Source organism: Thioalkalivibrio nitratireducens DSM 14787, from assembly GCF_000321415.2.
Taxonomy (GTDB): Bacteria; Pseudomonadota; Gammaproteobacteria; order Ectothiorhodospirales; family Ectothiorhodospiraceae; genus Thioalkalivibrio; species Thioalkalivibrio nitratireducens.
Window position 1 is genome coordinate 1382633 of the sequence record NC_019902.2, and the last position, 22325, is coordinate 1404957.

The following is a 22325-nucleotide window of genomic DNA, read 5'->3' on the forward strand; positions in this document are numbered from 1 at the left end:
GGTCCGGCTGCGATCACTCGGCGCCGAGTCCATGACGCCGACCGAGGTCCTGGGCCTGTTTCTCTGGGGACTGCTGGCGTCGCTGGCTCTGATGAGCCTGGTCTGGGTGTTCAGCGTACCGCGCCGGGATGCGAGCCTGGTGGACCGTTTCTGGGGGCTGGGATTCGTATGGGTCGCACTGCTCTGGTGGTGGTTCGCCGGGAGGCCGGCGAGCGCCTGGGTGATGCTGGTTCCCGTGATCCTGTGGGGCCTGCGCCTGTCGGCGTACATCACCTGGCGCAACTGGGGGCACGGCGAGGACGCCCGGTACACCGAGATGCGCGCGGAGCGGTCCGATGCCGCGTTCGCGCGGCGCAGTCTGGTCACGATCTTCTGGCTGCAGGCGTCGCTGCTGGCGGTGATCGCGCTTCCGATGCTGGCCAGCGTCCGGGGCGGGATGCCGCTCTGGCCCCTGGTCTGGCTGGGCTGGGCGGTGTGGCTGTCCGGATTCGTCTACGAGAGCGTGGCGGACTGGCAACTGGCGCGGTTCAAGGCGGATGCGGGCAACCGGGCGCGGCTGATGGACCGCGGCCTGTGGCGGTTCAGCCGCCATCCAAACTACTTCGGCGAAATCGTGGTCTGGCTGGGCTTCGGCCTGATCGGGCTCGCGTTCGGCGGCTGGTGGGCTCTCCCTGGCGTGGCGTTGATGATCTTCCTGATCCTGCGCGTATCCGGGGTCGCACTGCTCGATCGCCGGCTCGGCGAGACTCGGGCCGGATACCGGGAATATGCACGTCGGAGCAATGCCTTGATCCCGGGCCCGGTGCGCCGCTGATCGAGCGACGGGATCCGGGGTCTGCGATCGTCGTCGCGGTTTCGAGCGTGAACGCGGGGTATCCGCAGTTCCGCATGGCGTATGCTGCGGGCTTCCGGAAAGGCTACAATGCGCCGATGTTCGATTTCCCCAATTTCCAGGAATGGTTTTCTCCGGTGAACGATGGCCCGGCCAGATGATGCGATGACGGCAGGGGCCGGCAGCATGCACGCGCTCGAACTGAAGGGGCGCATGATGCTGGTGTCCGTGCTGCGCCTGCACACCGCCGATGGCGGGATCCTCGAGGCGGTGCTCAGCGAGCGGATGGCCGAGGCGCCCGATCTGATGCGCGACATGCCGGTGGTGGTCGACCTCGCGGCGATTGCGACGCTGCCGATCGCGGACCTGCTGGTGGTGCTGGAGCAGATCCGGCGGCAGGGATTCAAGCTGATCGGACTGCAGCAGAGCGGTGCGGTGCCCGAGGGATTGGCGGTGGCGAGTGGGCTGCCGTTGCTGGTGCTGGGCGGGCGTGCTGCACCCGAGCCGCCTGTCCGGAACCGTCCGGCGGAACCGCGGCCGGAAGCACCGCAACAGGCAGCGGCGCCGGCGGTGCATACGCCCACCCGCGTGGTGACGCAGCACGTGCGTTCCGGGCAACAGATTTACGCGCGCGGGGGGGATCTGATCATCACCGGTGCCGTCTCGGCCGGGGCCGAAATTCTGGCGGATGGCCACATCCACATCTACGGCACACTGCGTGGGCGGGCGCTTGCGGGTGTGCGCGGGCTTGCGTCGGCGAGCATCTTCTGCCGCCGGCTGGATGCGGAACTGGTATCGATTGCCGGGCACTACCGCATCGCGGAAGACATTCTCGACAGCGAGCGCGGCGAGAACCGATTGGTGACGCTGTCGGGCGAAACGATCGACATCGCAGAAATCTAGGCGGTTCGAACCCGCCTTGTTCTAAGGAGATGCAGGCTCTATGGCACGCGTTGTAGTGATTACCTCGGGCAAGGGAGGGGTGGGCAAGACCACCACCTCGGCGGCGCTGGCGACTGGTCTGGCCCTCGAGGGTCACAAGACCGCCGTCGTGGATTTCGACGTCGGCCTGCGCAATCTCGACCTGGTGATGGGTTGCGAGCGCCGGGTCGTCTACGACTTTGTCAACGTGATCAACGGCGACGCGAACCTGCGCCAGGCGCTGATCAAGGACAAGCGCACCGACAACCTGTTCATCCTCCCCGCCTCGCAGACCCGGGACAAGGAGGCGCTGACTCCGGAAGGCGTCGACCGGGTGCTGAACGAGTTGGTGAAGGACTTCGATTTCGTGATCTGCGACAGCCCGGCAGGGATCGAGCGCGGCGCGCTGATGGCCGCGTACTATGCGGACGAGGCGGTGGTGGTCACGAACCCCGAGGTCTCGAGCGTGCGTGACTCGGACCGCATGCTCGGCATCCTGTCGAGCAAGACGCGCCGGGCCGAGCAGGGCGAGGGCGCGATCCCCGCCCGTCTGCTGCTGACCCGCTATTCCCCGGAACGCGTGCTGAAAGGGGAGATGCTCAGCATCGAAGACGTGCAGGACATCCTGTCGATCGACATGCTGGGCGTGATCCCCGAGTCCCAGGCGGTTTTGAACGCCTCGAACTCGGGCGTTCCGGTGGTCATGGACGACGGCTCGGACGCGGGCCAGGCCTACCTCGACGCGGTAGCGCGTTTTCTGGGCGAGGAACGCCCGTACCGGTTCATCACCATGCAGAAGAAGGGCTTCTTCGGACGCCTGTTCGGGGGTTGATCGGCATGGGAATTTTCGACTACTTTCGCTCACCGAAGCCGAAATCCGCGTCGATCGCGAAGGAACGGCTGCAGATCATCGTGGCCCGGGAGCGCGCGCACCGCTCGGGTCCCGACTATCTGCCGGCACTGCACCGCGAGATCCTCTCGGTCATCCGCAAATACGTGCACGTGGACGACGAGGCGGTGCAGATGAACCTCGAGCGCGAGGGTGATTGCGAGATCCTCGAACTGAACATCACGCTGCCCGACAAGGGTTGAAAGCTCCTGGGCCGCGCCCCTCGATACCTGCGGGCACGACGGTGCTCCCGGCGCGGAGTTCGTGCCGTGGATACCCGGTGTGCGGCGGTGGTGGGGCGCCGGGCAGCCAGCGCCAGAGCGTGGCCCGTTGCCGCTATCGGCGCAGGAAGCGCAGCCAGGCCCAGATGTTCAGCAGGCTCATCAGCGATTGCGCCACGTAGGTATAGGCGGCGGCCTTCAGGATGCGCTGCGCGTGCGGGTAGTCGGTCTCGTAGAGGTATCCGCCGTCGCGCAGGATGGGGAGGGCGCGGTTGAAGCTGGCATCGAGCTCCGTCGGCAGCGTCACCAGGTGCACGATCGCGGCGAGCCCCATCGACAACAGGCCGGCGAGCAGGAACATCGCCCCCGGCGCCGGGTGTCGGGTCAGGATCGTGATCACCGGGATCGCGAGCATCAGAAACGCCCCCAGGCGCTGGCCGCTCGCCGCCCATCGGACCAGTTCACCGCGCAGCCGCAGCGGCGCATAGCCCTCCGCATGCTGGATCGCGTGCCCCACCTCGTGTGCTGCCACGGTCACCGCGGTCAGCGAACGGCCGTGGTAGTTCCCTGACGTCAGGCGCACGGCCCGGGCTTCCGGGTCGTAGTGGTCGCCACTCTCGGTCACCTCGACCGCGACCTTGTGCAGGCCTCGCTGGTTCAGCAGGTGACGCGCTAGTTCACCGCCGCTGCCCTGGTAGCGCTCCTCCGGCTGGCTGTACTTGGCAAGGGTGCGCCGTACCCACCAGCCCGGCCCGTAGGTTGCCAGGATCAGCAAGGGCACCAGAATGATCAGCAGCCGAACCATGGCCGCCATGGTAGCCGATGGTCGCGATTGTTGCCGTTTCCCGCCCTGGCCGTCGGGGCGTCGAAATGGACGGGATCATTCGAGGTCGTCGAAGTCGCGGCCGCGCTTTGCGTTCGGCCGCGCCTGCCGATTGCCGCCGAAGTCTGTCGGTTCGGTGCCGGCCGAAGCGCCCGGCAACGACTGGTGCAGCACCTGGAGGTGGGCGGGCGGTGCCGACCCGTCCTTGTGTGCCCCGAAGTACAGGGTCATGTGCGGGAACGGGATCTCGATGCCGGCGGCGTCGAAGTGGCGCTTGACCAGCCGGTTGTACTCGCGGCCGACTGCCCAATGGGCACCCGGCTGGGTCTTGATTCGTACCCGCACGTTCACGGCCGAGTCGCCGAGACCGGTTACGCCATGCACTTCGAGATCGCCGATGATGACCGGACCGTGTTCCGGGTGTGCACGAAGTTCCTCGAACGCCTCGCGCAGCCGCACGATCACCTCGTCGGTGTCCTCGCGGTAGGCAACACCGTATTCTCCGACGTGGTAGCCGAAGTCGCGGGTCAGGTTGGACACCGTGTCGACCGAGGAAAACGGGATCACGTGATAGGTTCCCGACAGATCGCGCAGGCCGATGGAGCGGATTGTCAGCTTCTCGGTGACCCCGGTGACGCCTGCCACCTGGACCACCTCGCCGGTGTTGATCGCGTTCTCCAACTGGATGAAAACACCGGTGATGATGTCCTGCACCAGTTTCTGCGCACCGAAGCCGATGGCCAGGCCGAGCACGCCGGCACCGGCGATCAGCGGACCGATGTTGATGCCGATTTCGGCGAGCACGATCATCGCGACCATCACCACCAGCGCGATTGCGATGGCGTTGCGGAAGATCGCGAGCAGCGTTCGTTCCCGGGCACCGGGTGCACCCCGGCCAGTGTCGGCGCTGAGCTGGTGTTCGATCCAGCTGGCCACCACCAGCCAGAAAAGCGCGGCCAGGGCCAGGATCAGCGCCACGGTAAGCGCCTTGGCGACCAGCGTGGAGCCGCCCTCCGACGCCAGCCAGCCGCCCAGGCTGAACAGGCTCCAGGCGTCGGCGATCACGGCCAGCACGACGATCAGGATCACGACCCGCATCACCTTGAGTGCGGTCGGAATATAGGCGTTCAGCCGTTCCTCGAGCATCGGAAACTTGCGCCGCGTCTCTTCCGGGATCTGGATACGGCGGCTGATGATCTGGGTCAGCACAGCAGCTACGAAGAATCCGGCCAGGATCGCCAGCAATGTCTTGCCGGTGGCCAGCGCCATGAACGGCAGCGCATCCTGCGGCCGGGTCAGCGTGACCAGGGCCAGCGCGGCGAGGTACAGCAGCGCCAGCCAGTGCCAGCTGCGGGCCAGCGTGATCAGCGCGAACCGGGTGGCCATGTAGCGGCTGCGGTCCGCGACCGCGCTGATGCGGCGACTGACGCGCGAGCGGTTCTGCAGTACGATCGCGACCGCATAGGCGAACGCCACGAGCAGTACCAGCAGGCCCACCGATCGCCCCGCCGGACCCGACACGTGGAAGTTGACGATCGGGACCACGAGGAGCATGCCGTAGCCGATGAATCCAGTCATGCGGGCGAGCCAGGCGTTCCAGTAGGCGGCCTCCTCGCCGGCCATCGGCAGGATTCGGAGCCCCTGGTACCGACTCGCGAACAGCAGTCGCAGCAGCAGCTTGGTGGTCTCCACCAGCAGGAAGGCATTCAAAAACAGCGAATGCCGGGCTTCCATGGTTCCGGTGTCACCCAGCAGGAACAGAGCCAGCCCGTAGCCTGTCACCCAGGCCACCACCACCGCTCCGATGTCCACGGCGGCGGCAGCCGTCACTGCCGGGATCGCGCGCAGCAATGCATGCGAGCGCCGGGCGACGCGTACCCAGCCGTCCAACATCGCGAACACCGGGGCAGCGAGCCGGCGCAGCAGCTGGAACAGGGCGACCGTGACCGCAATCAGGATCGCGAGGTCGATGGCCGCCCGGCCAAGGCCGACCCAGTCAGCGGTCCCGAGCGTGCTCAGCGCGTCGCGCAACATCGCCGCCTGGACGCTCAGTTCGGCCACCGCGCCTTCGGCCCCCTGCTGGGTCCACTGGGCGACCTGGCGCGGTAGCGACAGGGCGTCCGGGGCGGTGTCCAGCGCGGGCGGTTCGTCAGCCCGTGCGCGCAGTCCGTCGAGCAGCCGCTCTCGCGTGTGCGGATCCTCGAGCGCATCGATCAGCGCACGGATCGTGTCGGCGTCGTGCGCCGGAGCTTCTTCGGCGATGGCCGGAGGAACGCCCACCAGCAGCAGCACGAGGCCGAGCAGCGCAGTGACGAAGGCGTGGCGTTTCAGGCAGGGCAGTTTGGCGCGCAGGCGGTACACAGGGAGCTCCGTCCGAGGTCGATGATCGGCACGTCTGGTCGGGGTTCGAACCCGTTCGAGCCGTTTCCCGCGGGTATACCGCTGTCAGTCTACCTGCCGTGGCGCGCGCCGCCACCCCCGGTGAGAACAGCCTCGTACGCAGCCGCCTACCCCCGGACCGTTCGGCTCGGCTCTGCGGCTACCCGGGGCGCTAGCCGCCGGGCGCGACATCCGGCTTGCCGCGGCCCTCACGACCCGCTGGCGGGAACGACCGAATCGACCCGGACCGGGTCCAGCCAGCCGGTGCCGAGCTGATCCATTTGCCGTTCGACCCACTGGCGGCGCTGTGCGACGGTTTCCGAGGAAGACGTCGGTGACCAGCTGCGCGGGCTGGGCAGGACGGCCGCCAGCGCGGCGGCCTGTTCGCGGCTCAGCGAACGCGCCGGAACGCCGTAGTGATAGCCCGCGGCGGCCTCGATCCCGAAGATTCCTGGGCCCCACTCGGCGATATTGAGATAGACCTCGAGAATCCGGGCCTTGGGCCACAGTGCCTCGATGGCCAGCGTGAACCCCGCTTCGACCGCTTTGCGCACGAAGCTCCGGCCATGCCAGAGAAACAGGTTCTTCGAGACCTGCTGGCTGATCGTGCTGGCTCCGCGCAGCGATCCGCCGTCCAGTCGCTGCTCGAGTGCCTGGCGGATCGATACCCAGTCGAAGCCCCGGTGTTGCGGGAAACGCTGGTCTTCCGCGGCAACCACCGCCAGGGCTACGTGAACCGGCAGGGCTTCCAGCGGCTGCCAGGTCGTGCGCAGGGACGGAACGGTGCCCGGGGCGCCTTCGGTGACCATGTACATCGAGTAGGGTGGGTCGAACCAGCGGAACAGCAGTACGACCAACACCGCGAGCAGGAGCAGGGTCGCGACCAGCGCCATCAGTGCCCGGGCCAGACGCCAGCGCAGGCCAGGGCGCCTTCTCGTTCGCCGGCTTCTGCGGGTTCGCTGCTGCGACCGGTAGCGTTTCATGCCGCCATTCTGCCAGATTCGCCCCCCGGCCCCGGCCCCGGCCCCGGCGGCGCGTCGGACGCGGTCGGTGTCGGCGGTTGCACCTGACCCTGGGCCGCGGGGATGAACTAACGCCCGCCGATCCGGACTCAATGCACAGTGATCCCAGCCATCGCCCCGAGGGCCGACCATGCCGAGTCCGGATCCGATGCATGCACCCAGCGTGGACCCCGCCGAGGTGGCCCGGTATCAGCGTCTCGCCGCGACCTGGTGGGACCCACAGGGTCCGTTCTGGCCGTTGCATGTGTTGAACCGCGTGCGCAGCGGGTGGATCGTCGAGCAGCTGGCACGCGAGCTCGGTCGTGACGCCTCGGCCGCGATGCCGCTGCACGGTCTGAGCATGCTTGACGTGGGCTGCGGCGGCGGCATCCTGTCCGAGAGCGTGGCGCGCAATGGCGCCGAGGTACTGGGAATCGACGTCACGGCGCGCAATATCGTCGTGGCCCGCGATCATGCCGACGGGCAGGGACTGGCGATCCGCTACCGCCAGGTGGCGCTGGAGGATCTCGATGAGGGCGATTTCGACGTGGTCCTGAACATGGAGGTGATCGAACACGTGGTCGACCCGCAGGCTTTTCTGCGCGAGTGCCTGTCCCGAGTGCGTCCGGGGGGATTCCTGGTGCTGGCCACGCTGAACCGTACCCTGGCATCGTTCGCGGCCGGTATCATTGGCGCCGAGTACCTGTTCCGCCTGTTGCCGCGCGGAACCCACCAGTGGCACCGTTTCGTGCGCCCGAAGGAACTGACCGACCCGCTAGAGGCCGCCAGCTGCCGGATCGTCGCGCGTTCCGGGGTCGGAGTGAACCCGTTTACCCGGCGCATGCGCCTGATCCGGTACGAAGGCGTCAACTACATGCTGATGGCGCGGATTCCTGCCGCGTCCTGAGCCACCGATTTCCCGATTCTGGAGCACACCATGAACTTTCTTCCCTACGAATTCACCACGCCCACCGGAGACGCGATCTCGTTCGAGTTTCGGCTGCATCCCGAGACGGGATCCGCGACCCGCGTGCACCAGCTGCTGGACCGGATCCTGCATACCCTGAACCACGAGATCGCACTGCTCGGGGAGACGCGCAACGGGGATCTGCTGCAGGCGCTGGCGATGGCAATGGCGGTACGCACCGAAATGATCCCGGCCGACCCCGAACTCACGCGCCGGCTCGCGCTGGACGTCATGGAGCAGGCCCTGCAGTCGCTTCAGCATGCACGTCACCAGGAGATCCCGGTCGGCCACGCCTGACCCGCGCGCCCCCGCGAATCCGGGGGAGGAGCGCGATAGCGGTTCCTTGCCTGCTGCGGCTGCCGCCCGCACCCCGGCGGCATTGCTTCACGCGTCGATGAAGGCGCGCCGGGCGAGCATCGCGGCGCCATGGGCCGCTTCCTCGTGCGCGGCCCTGCGTACCGGCACCCCGCTTACGCGCATGCGCAGCGCGGTCCACTGCGGGTTCGCGGCACCCCCTCCGACCGTGACGATCCCTGACGGCGGTTCGGTGCCCAGCCGGGCCAGGTGCGCGTAGCCGGCCGCCTCGATCCGTGCGATGCCTTCGAGTAATCCGTGCAGGAAATGCGCGTCGTCCGCCGGCCGTGGGCTCAGTTCCGGGGGGCGGCCGGGGTCGTGGATCGGGAAGCGTTCGCCGGTCGCGGGCAGCGGGTAGTACGCCAGTCCGGAATCCCGCTGCGGGTCGATCCTCCGGCTCAACTCGGTGATCTGCCCGGCGGTGAAATGGACGGCCAGCGCCGCGCCGCCGGTATTCGACGCACCGCCGGCGAGCCAGCGGCCCAGCACGCGGTGGCTGTAGACCCCGGTGTCGCGGTCGAACACCGGCTGCGCCGACCATTGTTTCAGCACCAGCGTGCTGCCCAGACTCGTGACGCCGGTATGCAGGTCGTCCACGCCGGTGGCAAGGAATCCGGCGATGCTGTCGGTGGTTCCCGCGACGATCCGGCTCGACGGATGCAGTCCGGTGCTCCGCGCCAGCGCCGGGTCGATCCTGCCGACGACCGTGCCGGCGGGCACGATCCGGGGCAGCAGGTCGGCAACCGGCCCCAACTCCGCCAGCCACCAGTCCGGCCAGCGGTCCTCGGCCGGGTCGTACCCGAGCTTCAGCGCGTTGTTCGCGTCGCCGAGGTCGTAGCGGCCGAGCAGACCGCCGCAGATCCATTCCGCCTGGTGCAGCACCCGCGCCGCGGAGCGCAGCAGTCCCTGTTCACGCAGCCACAGCAGTTTCGCGGCCGAGGAAGCAGCGCCGTGGGCCGCACTTTCGCGCGGTGCCAGGGTGGTCAGCCGCGCGGCCTGCGCGCGCGCCCGCGTGTCGTGGTACAGCAGCGCCGGCCCCAGCGGCTGACCATCACGATCCACCGCCAGCAGCGTACCCGAGGTGCCATCCACCGCGATGGCCACGGGCTCTCCGGGCAGACGCGCTGCCAGCTGGCCGAGCAGAACGCGTACCGCGCTCGACCAGGCCCCGGGATCGCGGCCGCTGCGCTCATCGGCGGTCCAGTTGCGGCGCATGGAAGACACGGGGCGGCCGGCCGCGTCGAGCACCACCGCCCGAATCCCGGAAGTTCCCAGATCCAGACCGACGAAATGTCGTGGCACGGTGTTCATCCCGGCCGACGCAGCGCCACGTTCAGCGCGGGATGGGCTGCGGGAGTTCGACCGCAGCGGCGGGCGTCCAACCCGGAGCGCGATGCTCGGCCACGACCTGGGTGAAGATCCCGCCGCGCACGTTGAAATCCGCGGTCAGGCGCATGAACCGCGGCTGGATCGCGGCGACGAGGTCGTCCACGATGCGGTTCGTGACCGCCTCGTGATAGGCGCCCTCGTTGCGGTAGGACCAGATGTACAGTTTCAGCGATTTCAGCTCGACGCAGGCGGTGTCCGGGACGTACTCCAGGTGTAGTTCGGCGAAATCGGGCTGGCCGGTGGCCGGGCACAGGCAGGTGAACTCCGGGATGCGCATGTGGATGGTGTAATCGCGGCCGGGCTGTGGATTCGGGAAGGTGTCCAGGGTCTTGCTGGGTGCACTGGGCATCGGGGATCCTTGGGCTGAAGAGTTCGCGGCTACCGGGTCAAACCGGAGGCCGAACCATGTAAGATTCTACCCGTTGTCCCCATCGGACCCTACCCACCCGTGCGACTCGCCCGAATAAAACTGGCCGGATTCAAGTCCTTCGTCGATCCCACTACGCTGATGCTGCCCGGAAACCGCGTCGGCATCGTGGGGCCGAACGGCTGTGGCAAGTCCAACACGATCGATGCCGTGCGCTGGGTGATGGGCGAATCCTCGGCCAAGCACCTGCGCGGGGATTCGAGCGAGGACGTGATCTTCAACGGGTCCGCTTCGCGCAAGCCCGTGGGACAGGCCAGCATCGAGCTGTTCTTCGACAACAGCGAGGGCCGGCTCGGCGGGGAGTACAGCAGCTTTGCGGAGATCTCGGTGCGGCGGGCATTGTCCCGAGACGGGCAGTCGAAGTACTACCTGAACGGCCAGCGCGCGCGCAAGCGCGATGTGACCGATCTCTTTCTCGGGACCGGGCTGGGTCCGCGCAGCTACGCCATCATCGAGCAGGGAATGATTTCGCGGCTGATCGAGGCGCGTCCCGAGGAACTGCGTGTCTATCTCGAGGAGGCGGCCGGCATTTCCAAGTACAAGGAGCGCCGGCGGGAGACCGAGAACCGGATCCGGCACACTCGCGAAAACCTCGAGCGGCTCGACGATGTCCGCGAGGAGGTCGAGCGCCAGGCCGGCAAACTGACGCGGCAGGCCGAGATCGCGGAGAAGTACCAGGAACTGGCCGCGCAGCGGCGCCAGCGCCGTGCCGAACTTTTGCTATTGCGCCTGAAGGCGCTGGAACAGCGGATGGAGACCGAGCGCCTGCAACTGGTCGAAGCGGAGACGGCGCTGACCGGTCTGCGGGCGCACGTGCAACAGAAAGAAACCGAGACCGAAGGGCTGCGCGTGCGCCGGGCGGAACTCGAGCAGGCGCAGCAGGCGGCGCAGGCGGGCTTCTACGACGTGTCGGCTGATGTCTCCCGGCTCGAGCAATCGATCCGCCACGCCGAGGCCGAACTCGAGCGGGAGGCGCGTGAGCAGGTGCAGCTGGAGGCCCGGGTCCAGGAGTCGGCACGGGCTGAGGAAGCGGCTAGAAGCCGCGTCCAGGAGGCCGAGGCGGCGATCGAGGTCCACGACCTGGAGTGCGAGACGGCGGTTGCGGCGCAGGAACTCGCCGAGCAGGCGTCGGAGACCGCCGAAGAGGCCATGCATGCGGCGCGAGAGGAACGTTCGCAGTGGCACCGGGCAATGGCGGAACCGCAGCAGGCGGCGCAGCTGGCGCGTACCCGAATGGACCACGCCGACCAGCTGCTGCAGCGCGCCCGGCAACGACGCGAACGCCTGCGGGAGGAACAGGGGCGGCTGCTGTCCACCGAAGGCAGTGCCGATCTCAAACAAGCAGAGCGCGAGCTGGCGGTCGCGGCACAGGGATACGAGCAGTTGCAGGAACGGCGCGCCGCGCTACGTGACACGCTGTCGGAGCGCCGCTCCGAACTGCAGGAGGAGCAGGAACGCTCCCACGGTGCCGAGCGCAGGGCGCGGGAGATCGCCGGGCAGCTGGCCTCGCTGAAGATCCTCCCGGGGCTGGATCGGGACGAAGACCGCGAGGCCTTTGCACGCTGGGCACGGGAGCACGGGATCGATCCCGGGCGCAGGGTTGCGGCGCAGATCGAGGTCGATCCCGGCTGGGAAGCGGCGGTCGAGGTCGTGCTGGGGCAGTGGTTCGAGGCCGTGCTCGCGTCGCTCGACGAACTGCCACCTGCGCTTCCCGATGCCGCATTCCGGGCACTGGATCCGGCCGTCGATGCCGCGTCGTTCCCGGCCGACTCGCTCGCAGCCCGGGTCCGCGCCCCCGATGCACTTCGCGCGCTGCTCGCCGCGGTGCAGTGCGCCGAAACGCTGGACGAAGCGTGGGCGCGGCTCGATGCGGGGGGATCTCCGGGAATGAGCGTCGTGACCCCGCACGGCAGCTGGATCGGCCCGGGGTGGCTTTGTCACCGCACTGTCGACCGACAGGTCGAGGGCGTGATCGAGCGCCTGCGCCTGGAGCGCAGCCTCGAGCAGGAAGCGGCAGAACTGTGGGCGCAGGGTGAGGCATTCAGCGCGCGCCTCGACGAACTCCGGGACGTGATCCGCGGCGTCGAGGGGGATCTCGAGCAGACCGAGTCGGGACTTCGCGAAAGCCAGCGCGAGGTCAGCCGCCTCGAAGCGCAGGTGCAGCGCCTGCGCGAGCGGGCGCAGCAGGCGGACGAGCGGCGTCGGCGCCTGGACCAGGAGATCGCGGAACTCGAGGAAGAGATCGAACGTGCCTCGGTCCAGCGCGACGAAGCATTGGCCGAACGCAACGAGGCATTGTCCCGGCTGGAGGGTCTCGACCGCGACCGGGAACGGCTGGAACAGCAGGTGGCCGAGGCCGAGCGTCGCCAGCGGGAGGCCCGGAACGATGCCCAGCAGGCCCGGGATCGTGCGTCCGCGATGCGCCTGGCGGTCCAGGAGGCGCGGCACCGGGTGGCCCTCGAGCAGGGGCAGGTCGAGCGCCTCGAACAGCAGCGCGCGCAGGACCGCGAGCGGTTGGTGCAGTTGCAGGAGGCGCGCACCGGGCGCCTGGCACCGCTGGACGGCTGGCGCAACGATCTGCAGCAGCGCCTTGCCCAGCGCCAGGAATCGGAACAGGCGCTGGCAACCGCACGCGCGGCGCTCGATGCCTGCGATGCCGACTTGCGGCAGCTGGCTGCGGATCTCCGGGAACTCGGCGGACAGGTGGAGCAGGGGCGGGCGGGCTGCGAGGAGCGCAGGCTGCACCTGCGCGAGCTGGGCGTGCAACAGGACCAGCTTGCGGGCCAGTTCGGGGAAAGCGGATTCGAGCCGGAGGCGCTGGGCGCGGATCTGCCGGAGGATGCGGCGATTCCCGCCTGGGAAGAGGCGGTCGCGATCCTGGACCGGAAGATCGAACGCCTGGGTCCGATCAACCTCGCAGCGATCGAAGAGGCACGCAGCCTGGCGGAACGCAGCCGCTATCTCAGGGAACAGCACGATGACCTGATCACCGCGCTCGAGACGCTGGAGAGCGCGATGCAGAAGATCGACCGCGAAACCCGGGCGCTGTTCCGGCAGACGTACGACCAGGTCAACGAGGGGCTGGGGCAGAAGTTCCGGCGTCTGTTCGGAGGCGGCGAAGCGCGGCTCGAACTCACCGGCGACGACCTCCTCGATACCGGCGTGGCGATCATGGCTCGCCCACCGGGAAAGCGGCTCTCGACCATCCACTTGATGTCGGGGGGCGAAAAGGCGCTGACCGCAGCTGCGCTCGTGTTCGCGATCTTCGAACTCAATCCGGCGCCGTTTTGCATGCTCGACGAAGTGGACGCGCCACTGGACGAGGCCAACGTAGGTCGATTCTGTGCGCTCTTGCAGGACATGTCGGAGCGGATCCAGTTTATCTTCATCACGCACAACAAGACGACGATGGCCATGGCGGAGCAGCTGATCGGCGTCACCATGCATGAACCGGGCGTGTCTCGCCTGGTCAGCGTGGATATCGATGCCGCGGTGGAACTGGCCGAGGCCTGAAGGACACGAGAGGGCTTCCTGGTGGATTGGTTGCGGATCAGTTTGTTGATTATTGGAGTGATTCTGGTCGCCGGTATCTGGATCGCGCATCGGCTGCGCACGCACGGACCGCGGCAGGTGTCCGGCGACGATGCCGATGACTGGGGCGACGAGGGCACCGTCCACATCCGGGCCCATCGCAACGGCCACGAGATCGAACCGACCCTGGGTGGCAGTGGCGAGGACTTCGAGCGCCTGCTGGAAAGCGAGCCTGGAGATCGGACGTCCCGTCCGGCGGCACTGGGGGTGGAGCCGGAGCCATGGCCCGATGCGCCCGGGGCGGAGCAGGTTCCCGCGCCGCCCGTTCGTCCCGCGGCGGAGCGCGACTTGCGCCCTCCCGGTGCCGCGGGCGAACCGAAGCCGCCGCAAGCGCGGCCGGAGCCGGAACCCAGGGCCGGCCGGGTGGCAACCACCGGGTCAGCACTGCTGGCCAGACTCCGACAGGGGTTGAACACGCTTGGCGACCTGGCCGAGGCGAAAGCTCCTCCGGCGGCGGCGCCGTCCGAAGAGGAACGCACCGCGCGACCGCCGGAGCGGCGCTGGGCGTCGCCCTACGAGGACGTCTCGGAACCCCGGGTGGTCGGGCGCAACCCGCTGGCCCGGGAACAGGATCGGGAGAAAATCCTGGTGCTGCACGTCGTGGCCCCGCGCAACCGCCCGTTCACCGGCGTCGCGCTCGGCGCCGCGCTCCGGCGTGCGGGCCTGGCGCTGGGCGAGATGTCGATCTACCACTACCGTGACGAGGCGTCGTCGCCGGACAGCGCGCCATTGTTCAGCGTTGCGAACATGGTCGCCCCCGGAACCCTGACCGACGACGACATCGCCAGCATGATGACGCCCGGCATCACGCTGTTCCTGCAGTTGCACGCCTGCGATCAGCCGCATCGCGCCTTCGAGGCCCTGCTGGAAACGAGTCACGTGCTCGCGCGCGACCTCGGCGGCAGCATTCTCGATGCACAGCAGTCGACGGCGACCAACCAGACACTCGCGCACATGCGCGAGGAGATGAATCAGTGGCTGCTGCGGCACCGGCCGGACGTACTGCGCCGAAAGGCCGATCGGTGAGTCCCTCCGGGGACGCCGCGGCCGCCCGCCGCGCCGCGGAACTGCGCGAACGGATCGCCCATCACGACTGGCGCTATTACGTGCTGGACGACCCGGAGATCAGCGACGCCGAGTACGACGCGCTGCTCGCGGAGCTCCAGAGGATCGAGGCGGAGCATCCGGAGCTGGTGGTGCCGGAGTCGCCGACCCAGCGGGTCGGTGGTGCGCCTGCCAGCGGTTTCGCCCCAGTGCGGCATCGGCTGCCGATGCTGTCGCTAAACAACGGCTTTTCCGAGGACGAGATCCGATCGTTCGACCGGCGCGTGCGCGAGCGCCTGGAGGCCGATGCCGCGGTGGTCTACATGGCCGAGCCGAAGCTCGACGGGCTGGCGGTCAGCCTGCTGTACCGCGACGGGCGACTGGTGCAGGCGGCCACGCGCGGCGATGGCGAGACCGGCGAGGACGTGACCGGGAACGTGCGCACCGTGCGCTCGATTCCGCTGGCGCTGTCGGGTTCGGGGTGGCCGCGGGAACTCGAAGTGCGCGGCGAGGTGTTCATGCGGCACCGGGATTTCGAGCACCTGAACCGGCATTTGCAGGAGGCCGGCGAGCGCGGGTTCATGAATCCGCGCAATGCAGCCGCCGGCAGCCTCCGCCAGCTCGATCCCGCGGTCACCGCGCGCCGGCCGCTGACCTTTTTCGCCTATGGCCCGGGTTCGGTCGGCGATCATCCGCTCCCGGAGACGCAGTCAGGTGTACTGGACTGGTTCGAGTCGCTAGGTATCCCGGTGTGCCCCGAGCGGGCACGGGTCTCTGGGGTCGACGGTGCGTTGACGTACTACCGGGCGATGGCGGAACGCCGGGCGGAACTCCCCTATGACATCGACGGCGTGGTGTTCAAGCTTGATGCGCGGGAGGCACAGCAGCGGATCGGCTTCGTGGCCCGCGCGCCGCGCTGGGCGATCGCCTACAAGTTTCCGGCCGAGGAGCGCACCACCCGGCTGGTTGCGGTGGACTTCCAGGTCGGGCGCACCGGGGCCCTGACCCCGGTGGCGCGGCTGGAGCCGGTACTGGTCGGCGGGGTGATGGTCAGCAATGCCACGTTGCACAACATGGACGAGATCGCCCGCAAGGACGTCCGTATCGGCGGCCGCGTGGTGGTGCGCCGGGCGGGTGACGTGATTCCCGAGGTGGTCGGGCGAGCCGGGGGTGAACGCGAGCCGCAGACCCGAACGATCGAACTGCCAGCCGCCTGCCCCGAGTGCGGCTCGCGGGTGGAACAGGAAGACGGTAAGGCGGTGGCGCGTTGCACCGGCGGTCTGGTCTGCCCGGCCCAGCGGCGCGAGGCGCTGCGGCATTTCGTGTCACGAAAGGCGCTGGACATCGAGGGGTTCGGTGAACGGCTGATCGAGCAACTGGTTGCGTCGGGCACGGTGACCAACCCGGCCGAGCTGTTCGCGCTCGATGCCGGGCGGCTCGAGGGCTTCGACCGCATCGGGCCGAAATCGGCGCAGAACCTCGAGCGGGCGCTGCAGCGGGCCCGGGAGACGACGCTGGCCCGGTTCGTCTACGCTCTCGGGATCCGCGAGATCGGCGAGGTGACCGCGCGTGCGCTGGCCGCGCATTTCGGTGCGCTGGATCCGCTGATGGAAGCCTCGGTGGAGGAACTGGAAGCCATCCGCGATGTGGGCCCTGTGGTCGCGCGGCACGTCGCGAGCTTTTTTGCAGAGCCTCACAACCGCGAGGTGATCGCCGCCCTGCGCAATGCCGGCGTGCACTGGCCCGAGCCGGAACCCGCGGACACGGACGCACGGCCGCTCGAGGGTCGCACCTACGTGTTGACCGGCAGCCTCGAGGGCATGACGCGCGAGCAGGCCAGCCAGCGCCTGCAGGCGCTGGGCGCGAAGGTGACCGGCAATGTCTCGCGGCAGACGACCGCGGTGATCGCCGGTGCCAGCCCGGGATCCAAGCTGGCGCGTGCCGAAGCCCTGGGCGTCCCGGTGCTCGACGAGGCGGGGCTTCTGGAACTGATCGGTTGACGCGCCCCGGCGATCCGCGTGGGCGGGGCGCGGGTTTCCCGTAGCGCTATTGTGCCGGGCGCTCCGCGAACTCGATCCGCGCTGCGGCCCGGAGTTCGTCCATGTACGTACGCAATGCGCGGCCCTCCAGGATATCCTCGATCTCGGGGCGTACCTCGTCCAGCGACGGGGGCGCGATTTCACGCATCTCGTGCAGACGGATTACGTGCCAGCCGAACCGGGTCTGCACCGGTTCCTGCGTGTCATGGCCCGGCTCGAGTGCGGCCACCGCCTGTGCGAACGGAGGAATCATCTCCCGGGGCGTGAACCAGCCGAGGTCTCCGCCGCGTTCGGACGAGGCATCGATCGAGTGTTCCAACGCGAGCTCGGCAAAATCGGCCCCGTCCTGGAGTTGCGCGATCAGTTCCGCGGCCTCGTCCTCGCTCTCGACGAGTATGTGACTGGTGCGATATCCGGTTCGATCCATTGCCGCGACCTGCTGGTCGTACTCGGCCTGGATTTCGGATTCACTGAACTCGATCGACTCGACGTGGCGCTCGATGACCTGCGACGCGAGCAGGTTGGTCTTGATGCTTTGCAGCAGCATCCGGACGTCGCTTTCCTGGTCGATTCCCTGGGCCACCGCCTGCTGGCGCAGCAGCTCCAGGTTGATCACCTCGTCTAGCACGTTTTCCATACCCGGCATGTCCGTATTGGCATCGAGCCCGGCATAGGCGAAGACCGTGGCGCGTGTGATCGGGGTGTCGTTGACGATCGCCACGGTATCGGTGTCCAGGGTGGTGGATTCCGGGGGCGGTTCGGCACGTTCGCAGGCATTCAGCGTAAGCAGCAGCAATGCGGCGGCAGCCGGGGCAAGGACGGGGGACATGCGCGGAGATCTCCAGGGTGGGGGCTTCGGCACCGTTGGCCGTAACGGCACCGTTGGCCGTAACCATGACGCCGGCGGGATTCAGGGCAGCACGCGTTTGAAGGGCCGGACGGTTACTTCGCGGTAGACGCCGGCGGCGCGATACGGATCTGCGTCCGCCCAAGCGCGCGCTTCTTCCAGCGATGGAAACTCGGCCACGATCAGGCTGCCGGTGAAGCCGGCCGGGCCCGGATCGGGTCCGTCGATCGCGGGAAACGGGCCCGCAAGCAGCAGACGGCCGGCATCACGAAGGGCTTCCAGACGGGCCAGATGTTCCGGGCGGGCTGCAAGCCGCCGTTCCAGGCTGTCGGGGGCATCCTGACCGATGATTGTGTAAAGCATAGCGGATACTCTCCAGCAATCTGCAGGGGCGGCCGGGTGCGGCCGGGTGCGCGGCATTATACAAGCCTTCGGCATTCCTGCTGCCCGGGCTTGTGCGGCGCGGTTGCGGCGTGCGGCGGAAAACGGACACCGGCTGGTATACTCCTGCGCCGAATACCATCCGATCCCTGTACATGAACGTCCTTGCGATACACCCGGAGAATCCCCAGTTGCGGCTGGTACGGCAGGCGGTCGAACGCCTGGAACAGGGGGGCGTGATCGCGCTACCGACCGATGCCTGCTATGCGCTGGCCTGCATGATCGGAGACAAGTCCGGGGCCGAGCGTATCCGGCGTCTGCGCCAGGTCGACGACAGTCACCACCTGACTCTGCTATGCCGCGACCTATCCGAACTGGGGCTGTACGCCAAGGTCGATAACTCGGCGTTCCGCCTGATGAAGGCGCTGACGCCCGGCCCCTACACTTTCATCCTGCCCGCCACGCGCGAAGTGCCCCGGCGCCTCCAGCATCCGAAGCGGCGCACCGTTGGTCTGCGCGTGCCCGATAGCCAGGTGGTGCAAGCGCTGCTGGCGGAACTCGGCGCACCGTTAATGTCGGCGACGCTGCGGCTTCCCGGTGACGCGCATCCGCTCAGCGAACCCTGGGAGATGGCCGAGCGTCTGGGAGCTCAGGTCGATGCGATCGTGGACAGCGGGGCCGGAAATCTCGAGGCGACCACGGTGATCGACCTGACCGGCTCGACACCCGAGGTGCTGCGCCAGGGGCTGGGACCCGTCGATTTTCTCGACTGAGGCGCAGCTCGGTGTCGACGCGGTCGGGAACGGTAAGACCCCCGGACTTGTCCTGATGGTAATGCCGGGAGGCTGCGCGGGTTGGGTATACTCCAGGGATGGAATCTCTGATACAGACCATCGCGATCTGGACCTTGCCCGTGCTTTTCGCGATCACGGTCCACGAGGCGGCGCATGGCTACGTCGCGCGCGCGCTCGGTGACACGACCGCGGCGATGCTGGGGCGGCTGACGCTCAACCCGCTGAAGCACATCGATCCGGTCGGGACCATCGCAGTTCCGCTGGGCCTGCTCACGATCAGCAGCCTGACGCCCGGGCCACCGTTCGTCTTCGGGTGGGCCAAGCCCGTTCCGGTCAATACCCGCAACCTCGGCCACCCGCAGCGCGACATGGCGGTAGTTGCCGTGGCCGGCCCGCTCGCCAACCTGGCGATGGCGGTCGGCTGGGCACTGGTGATCAAGGTCGGCCTGGCGGTGGACCACGCCTACAGCCTGGCGCTGGTCTACATGGGGATGGCAGGCATCGCGATCAACGTGCTGCTGATGGTGCTGAATCTGCTCCCGTTGCCGCCGCTGGACGGCGGGCGGGTGGTGGCGGGTTTCCTGCCAGCGCGCGCTGCCAGCCGGTTCGAACGCATCGAGCCCTACGGGCTGCTGATCGTCCTCGCGCTGCTGGTGACCGGCCTGCTCGGTACGGTGATTGGGCCGCTGTACTCGTTCTTTATGGATGTCATCGGCGCCGGGGTCGGACTACCCTTCGCGCGGATGTGATCCCACGTCCGCGATTCCTCGGGAGTTGTTCGTGCGCAAGATCCTGATACCGATCCTGTTCCTGGTCGCGGTGGCTGCGGCCTGGCCGGTCTACGTGGGTGTGCAGGTCGAGAACGCGCTGCGTGAGCCGCAGACGTCGCAGCTGGGCGAATTCCGTGTCCACCACGCAATCCGGACGTACGAGCGCGAGAACTACCGGGCCCGGGCCAGCAGCGTGCTGCAGTTTCGCCGCGAAGGCACCGACTTCGAATTGGTGCTGGACCACAGGATCCGCCACCGGCTGCTCGGCGCGACGGTGAAGACCCAGCTAGCCGACGGCCGGGTCGAACAGGGGCTTCCGCCCGTGCTGGAAGATGCCATCGCCCAGGCCGCCCCGCGTGCGGAGACCTGGGTCGGCCTGGGGGGCGGGCTGAGTTCGCGGCTGTCCAGCCGTCCGTTCCGGCTGAATCTTGGCGCAGACGGCCTCGGGGAGGAGGACGCGCTGCAACTGGAGCTTGCCGCAGGTCAGGGCGGCGTGTCGTATTCACCGGAACGCCTGCTCTTGAGTTTCGACACAGAGAGCGCTTCCGTGACGGAACAGAAGAAGCGCCTCGACCTGGGACAGTTACACTACGGCCTGCTGGTGCACCCGGGACCGGATGGCCGCTACGGGCGCCTCCCGGACTATGACCTGAGTTTCGGCGTGGGCAGACTGAGATTCGGCGATGGCAACGTCGAGGTGCTGGCCGCGGACAAGCTGCAGCTGAGTGCCTGGCAGAATTCGACGCCGCAGCACCTCGACCACGTATTGCGCATGCGCATGGAGCGGCTGCGCTCCGGTTCCCTGGAACTGATCGCGCTGGAGTCGCATCTGAATGCCCTGCGCTGGCACCGCCCGACCATTCTGCGCCTGCTCGACGATCTGCAGCACCTGCCGCTCGCGGCTCCGGATCGTTCGGCACAGCGGGGGTTGCTCGTGGGTGCGTTGTTCGAAGGGCTGCAACAGATGATCGCGCACGATCCGGTCGTCTTCGGGGAGCTGCGGTTGAATACCGAGCCGGAGAAGCGCCTGCGGATGAACCTGGATCTCGGGCTGCGCGGTGATGCGCAGCAACTGGCCACTCGTCCGCTCGAGTCGCTGGCCGCGAGTCTCGAAATGGAACTGGGGGCGGAACTGATCGATGAAATGAATGCCTGGCTGCAGGACCGCGCGCTGTTGGACGACGCCGAAGTCACCGCGTTCCGCGACTGGCTCGAACAGGGTACCGAGGAGCAGTGGATCCGGCTGCGCAACGGCATTCTGAGCAGCCGGCTGCAGTTGGAAGGAGGACGACTGATGGTCAACGGGCGCGACCAGACGGCGCTGCTGCTGGCGCTGGTGTTCGGGGCGGCCGGTGGCATGTTCTAATACTCGGTCGTGATTCCATCGCAAAGGGCGTTTTCGTGAGCAATCAGGCTTCGAACCGGCGTGTACTGTCGGGCATGCGTCCCACCGGGCGTTTGCACCTGGGTCACTACCACGGTGTCCTCAAGAACTGGCTGGAACTGCAGCACAGCTACGAGTGCTTTTTCTTTATCGCCGACTGGCACGCGCTCACCACCCATTACGAGACGCCTCTGGATCTCGGCCAGCACGTGACCGACATGGTCATCGACTGGCTCGCGGCAGGTGTCAGCCCCAGTGCGGCGACGGTGTTCGTGCAGTCTCGGGTGCCGGAACACGCGGAACTGCACCTGCTGCTCTCGATGATCACCCCGCTGGGCTGGCTCGAGCGCGTGCCCACCTACAAGGATCAGCAGGAACAGCTGCGCGAGCGGGATCTCGCGACCTACGGCTTTCTGGGCTACCCGGTGCTGCAGAGCGCGGACGTGCTGGCCTACCGGGCCGGCCTGGTGCCGGTCGGGGAGGATCAGGTCGCCCATCTCGAGGTGACCCGGGAGATCGCACGGCGCTTCAATCACCTGTACGGACGCGAACCGGGTTTCGCCGACAAGGCCGAGGCGGCGATCGACAAGATCGGCAAGAAGATGGCCCGGCGCTACCGGGACCTGCGCAAGCGCTTCCAGGAGCAGGGCGAGGGGGAGGCACTCGATGTCGCGCGTGCCCTGCTCGAGGGCCAGCAGAACCTGTCGCTCGCCGACCGGGAACGCCTGTTCGGCTACCTGGAGGGGGGCGGCAAGATCATTCTGCCCGAGCCGCAGCCGATGTTGACCCCCACCGCGAAGATGCCGGGCCTCGATGGTCGCAAGATGTCCAAGAGTTACAATAACGCGATCAGCCTGCGCTCCGAACCGGCACAGGTCGATAGGCAAATCCGGACCATGCCGACCGACCCGGCACGGGTGCGGCGCACCGACCCCGGCGACCCGGACAAGTGCCCGGTCTGGGCTCTGCACCAGGTCTATACGCCCGAGGAAACCCGGATTGAACTCGCGCACGGCTGCCGGACCGCCGGAATCGGCTGCCTTGACTGCAAGCGCCCGCTGATCGAGGGCGTGCTCGCGGAGCTGGCGCCGATTCAGGAACGCGCGCGGGAGTATGCCTCGGATCCGGGGCTGGTGCGCAGCATCATCAACGAGGGCTCGGAGGCCGCACGCGAAGAGGCCCGGGAGACGCTCGACGAGGTGCGTCGAGCGATGGGATTGGATTACCTGCGGTGACACTCCGGGCACACCCCGGCCACGTGGTCCGAACGTC

At 67.9% G+C, this 22325-nt stretch carries 20 protein-coding genes; 13 read left to right on the forward strand and 7 right to left on the reverse strand.

What is annotated here, in order from left to right; all coding sequences use genetic code 11:
* The first annotated feature begins 31 nt into the window (after positions 1–31).
* The 4 genes from TVNIR_RS06605 to minE all read left to right on the forward strand — a co-directional run bounded on the left by TVNIR_RS06605 (position 32) and on the right by minE (position 2845).
* Positions 32–814 (forward strand): DUF1295 domain-containing protein, encoded by a 783-nt coding sequence (locus TVNIR_RS06605; RefSeq protein WP_043740310.1) that lies wholly within the window; start codon positions 32–34, stop codon positions 812–814.
* A gap of 183 nt (positions 815–997) precedes the next feature.
* The gene (gene minC / locus TVNIR_RS06610) at positions 998–1735 is read left to right on the forward strand and encodes a septum site-determining protein MinC (RefSeq protein WP_043740313.1); all 738 of its coding nucleotides are present in this window, start codon (positions 998–1000) and stop codon (positions 1733–1735) included.
* A 40-nt stretch (positions 1736–1775) separates the two neighbouring features.
* Complete coding sequence (minD, locus tag TVNIR_RS06615) at positions 1776–2585, forward strand: septum site-determining protein MinD (protein WP_015258215.1); 810 nt, start codon at positions 1776–1778, stop codon at positions 2583–2585.
* Between the two features lie 5 nt (positions 2586–2590).
* Complete coding sequence (gene minE / locus TVNIR_RS06620; protein WP_211263155.1) at positions 2591–2845, forward strand: cell division topological specificity factor MinE; 255 nt, start codon at positions 2591–2593, stop codon at positions 2843–2845.
* Positions 2846–2978: 133 nt separating this feature from the next.
* On the opposite strand, the gene TVNIR_RS06625 is transcribed toward minE, so the two are convergent.
* The 3 genes from TVNIR_RS06625 to mtgA all read right to left on the reverse strand — a co-directional run bounded on the left by TVNIR_RS06625 (position 2979) and on the right by mtgA (position 7048).
* Positions 2979–3668 (reverse strand): zinc metallopeptidase, encoded by a 690-nt coding sequence (locus TVNIR_RS06625; RefSeq protein WP_043740317.1) that lies wholly within the window; start codon positions 3666–3668, stop codon positions 2979–2981.
* Between the two features lie 75 nt (positions 3669–3743).
* Positions 3744–6047 carry a mechanosensitive ion channel domain-containing protein gene (locus TVNIR_RS06630; protein ID WP_015258218.1) on the reverse strand — a complete coding sequence of 768 codons (2304 nt, stop codon included), beginning with the start codon at positions 6045–6047 and terminating at the stop codon, positions 3744–3746.
* A gap of 227 nt (positions 6048–6274) precedes the next feature.
* A complete protein-coding gene (mtgA, locus tag TVNIR_RS06635) occupies positions 6275–7048 on the reverse strand; it encodes a monofunctional biosynthetic peptidoglycan transglycosylase (RefSeq protein WP_083499382.1) in 774 nt (257 codons plus the stop codon).
* 169 nt (positions 7049–7217) lie between these two features.
* Here mtgA and ubiG point away from each other — a divergent pair, with 169 nt between their 5' ends.
* Entirely contained in the window at positions 7218–7973 is a 756-nt protein-coding gene (gene ubiG, locus TVNIR_RS06640) for a bifunctional 2-polyprenyl-6-hydroxyphenol methylase/3-demethylubiquinol 3-O-methyltransferase UbiG (protein WP_015258220.1), read from the forward strand.
* Positions 7974–8003: 30 nt separating this feature from the next.
* Positions 8004–8330: a hypothetical protein gene (locus TVNIR_RS06645; protein ID WP_015258222.1), complete on the forward strand. Its 327-nt coding sequence runs from the start codon at positions 8004–8006 to the stop codon at positions 8328–8330.
* Positions 8331–8417: 87 nt separating this feature from the next.
* On the opposite strand, the gene TVNIR_RS06650 is transcribed toward TVNIR_RS06645, so the two are convergent.
* Positions 8418–9698 carry an FGGY-family carbohydrate kinase gene (locus tag TVNIR_RS06650; protein ID WP_043739476.1) on the reverse strand — a complete coding sequence of 427 codons (1281 nt, stop codon included), beginning with the start codon at positions 9696–9698 and terminating at the stop codon, positions 8418–8420.
* Between the two features lie 22 nt (positions 9699–9720).
* Positions 9721–10125 carry a preQ(1) synthase gene (gene queF / locus TVNIR_RS06655; RefSeq protein WP_015258224.1) on the reverse strand — a complete coding sequence of 135 codons (405 nt, stop codon included), beginning with the start codon at positions 10123–10125 and terminating at the stop codon, positions 9721–9723.
* 99 nt (positions 10126–10224) lie between these two features.
* Between queF and smc the strand changes: the two genes are divergently transcribed.
* The 3 genes from smc to ligA are packed head-to-tail and all read left to right on the forward strand — an operon-like array spanning position 10225 to position 16838.
* Positions 10225–13716, forward strand: a complete 3492-nt coding sequence (smc, locus tag TVNIR_RS06660; RefSeq protein ID WP_015258225.1) for a chromosome segregation protein SMC — start codon at positions 10225–10227, stop codon at positions 13714–13716.
* 45 nt (positions 13717–13761) lie between these two features.
* Entirely contained in the window at positions 13762–14820 is a 1059-nt protein-coding gene (zipA, locus tag TVNIR_RS06665; RefSeq protein ID WP_418081301.1) for a cell division protein ZipA, read from the forward strand.
* Positions 14817–16838 carry an NAD-dependent DNA ligase LigA gene (ligA, locus tag TVNIR_RS06670; RefSeq protein ID WP_015258227.1) on the forward strand — a complete coding sequence of 674 codons (2022 nt, stop codon included), beginning with the start codon at positions 14817–14819 and terminating at the stop codon, positions 16836–16838. The genes zipA and ligA overlap by 4 nt, the downstream gene beginning before the upstream one ends.
* Before the next feature lie 46 nt (positions 16839–16884).
* On the opposite strand, the gene TVNIR_RS06675 is transcribed toward ligA, so the two are convergent.
* Together TVNIR_RS06675 and TVNIR_RS06680 are read right to left on the reverse strand one after the other, a co-directional pair.
* Positions 16885–17706 (reverse strand): peptidylprolyl isomerase, encoded by an 822-nt coding sequence (locus TVNIR_RS06675; protein WP_015258228.1) that lies wholly within the window; start codon positions 17704–17706, stop codon positions 16885–16887.
* A gap of 81 nt (positions 17707–17787) precedes the next feature.
* Entirely contained in the window at positions 17788–18087 is a 300-nt protein-coding gene (locus tag TVNIR_RS06680) for a YciI family protein (protein ID WP_015258229.1), read from the reverse strand.
* 173 nt (positions 18088–18260) lie between these two features.
* On the opposite strand from TVNIR_RS06680, the gene TVNIR_RS06685 reads away from it, so the two are divergent.
* From TVNIR_RS06685 to TVNIR_RS06700, 4 genes are all read left to right on the forward strand, one after another.
* Entirely contained in the window at positions 18261–18878 is a 618-nt protein-coding gene (locus TVNIR_RS06685) for an L-threonylcarbamoyladenylate synthase (protein ID WP_043739477.1), read from the forward strand.
* Between the two features lie 98 nt (positions 18879–18976).
* Positions 18977–19648 carry a site-2 protease family protein gene (locus TVNIR_RS06690; RefSeq protein ID WP_015258231.1) on the forward strand — a complete coding sequence of 224 codons (672 nt, stop codon included), beginning with the start codon at positions 18977–18979 and terminating at the stop codon, positions 19646–19648.
* 31 nt (positions 19649–19679) lie between these two features.
* Positions 19680–21035, forward strand: coding sequence for a YdgA family protein (locus tag TVNIR_RS06695; RefSeq protein WP_015258232.1), 1356 nt, complete (start codon positions 19680–19682; stop codon positions 21033–21035).
* A gap of 35 nt (positions 21036–21070) precedes the next feature.
* On the forward strand, positions 21071–22288 hold the full coding sequence (locus TVNIR_RS06700) for a tryptophan--tRNA ligase (protein ID WP_083499384.1): 1218 nt from the start codon (positions 21071–21073) through the stop codon (positions 22286–22288).
* Positions 22289–22325: the final 37 nt, after the last annotated feature.

Coding starts and splice junctions, on each gene's coding strand:
- minE (WP_211263155.1), top strand. CDS start 2,591: ATGGGAATTTTCGACTACTTTCGCTCACCGAAGCCGAAATCCGCGTCG.
- queF (WP_015258224.1), bottom strand. CDS start 10,125: ATGCCCAGTGCACCCAGCAAGACCCTGGACACCTTCCCGAATCCACAG.
- TVNIR_RS06650 (WP_043739476.1), bottom strand. CDS start 9,698: ATGAACACCGTGCCACGACATTTCGTCGGTCTGGATCTGGGAACTTCC.
- TVNIR_RS06625 (WP_043740317.1), bottom strand. CDS start 3,668: ATGGTTCGGCTGCTGATCATTCTGGTGCCCTTGCTGATCCTGGCAACC.
- TVNIR_RS06690 (WP_015258231.1), top strand. CDS start 18,977: ATGGAATCTCTGATACAGACCATCGCGATCTGGACCTTGCCCGTGCTT.
- TVNIR_RS06605 (WP_043740310.1), top strand. CDS start 32: ATGACGCCGACCGAGGTCCTGGGCCTGTTTCTCTGGGGACTGCTGGCG.
- TVNIR_RS06680 (WP_015258229.1), bottom strand. CDS start 18,087: ATGCTTTACACAATCATCGGTCAGGATGCCCCCGACAGCCTGGAACGG.
- minD (WP_015258215.1), top strand. CDS start 1,776: ATGGCACGCGTTGTAGTGATTACCTCGGGCAAGGGAGGGGTGGGCAAG.
- mtgA (WP_083499382.1), bottom strand. CDS start 7,048: ATGAAACGCTACCGGTCGCAGCAGCGAACCCGCAGAAGCCGGCGAACG.
- minC (WP_043740313.1), top strand. CDS start 998: ATGACGGCAGGGGCCGGCAGCATGCACGCGCTCGAACTGAAGGGGCGC.
- TVNIR_RS06645 (WP_015258222.1), top strand. CDS start 8,004: ATGAACTTTCTTCCCTACGAATTCACCACGCCCACCGGAGACGCGATC.
- TVNIR_RS06675 (WP_015258228.1), bottom strand. CDS start 17,706: ATGTCCCCCGTCCTTGCCCCGGCTGCCGCCGCATTGCTGCTGCTTACG.
- TVNIR_RS06685 (WP_043739477.1), top strand. CDS start 18,261: ATGAACGTCCTTGCGATACACCCGGAGAATCCCCAGTTGCGGCTGGTA.
- ubiG (WP_015258220.1), top strand. CDS start 7,218: ATGCCGAGTCCGGATCCGATGCATGCACCCAGCGTGGACCCCGCCGAG.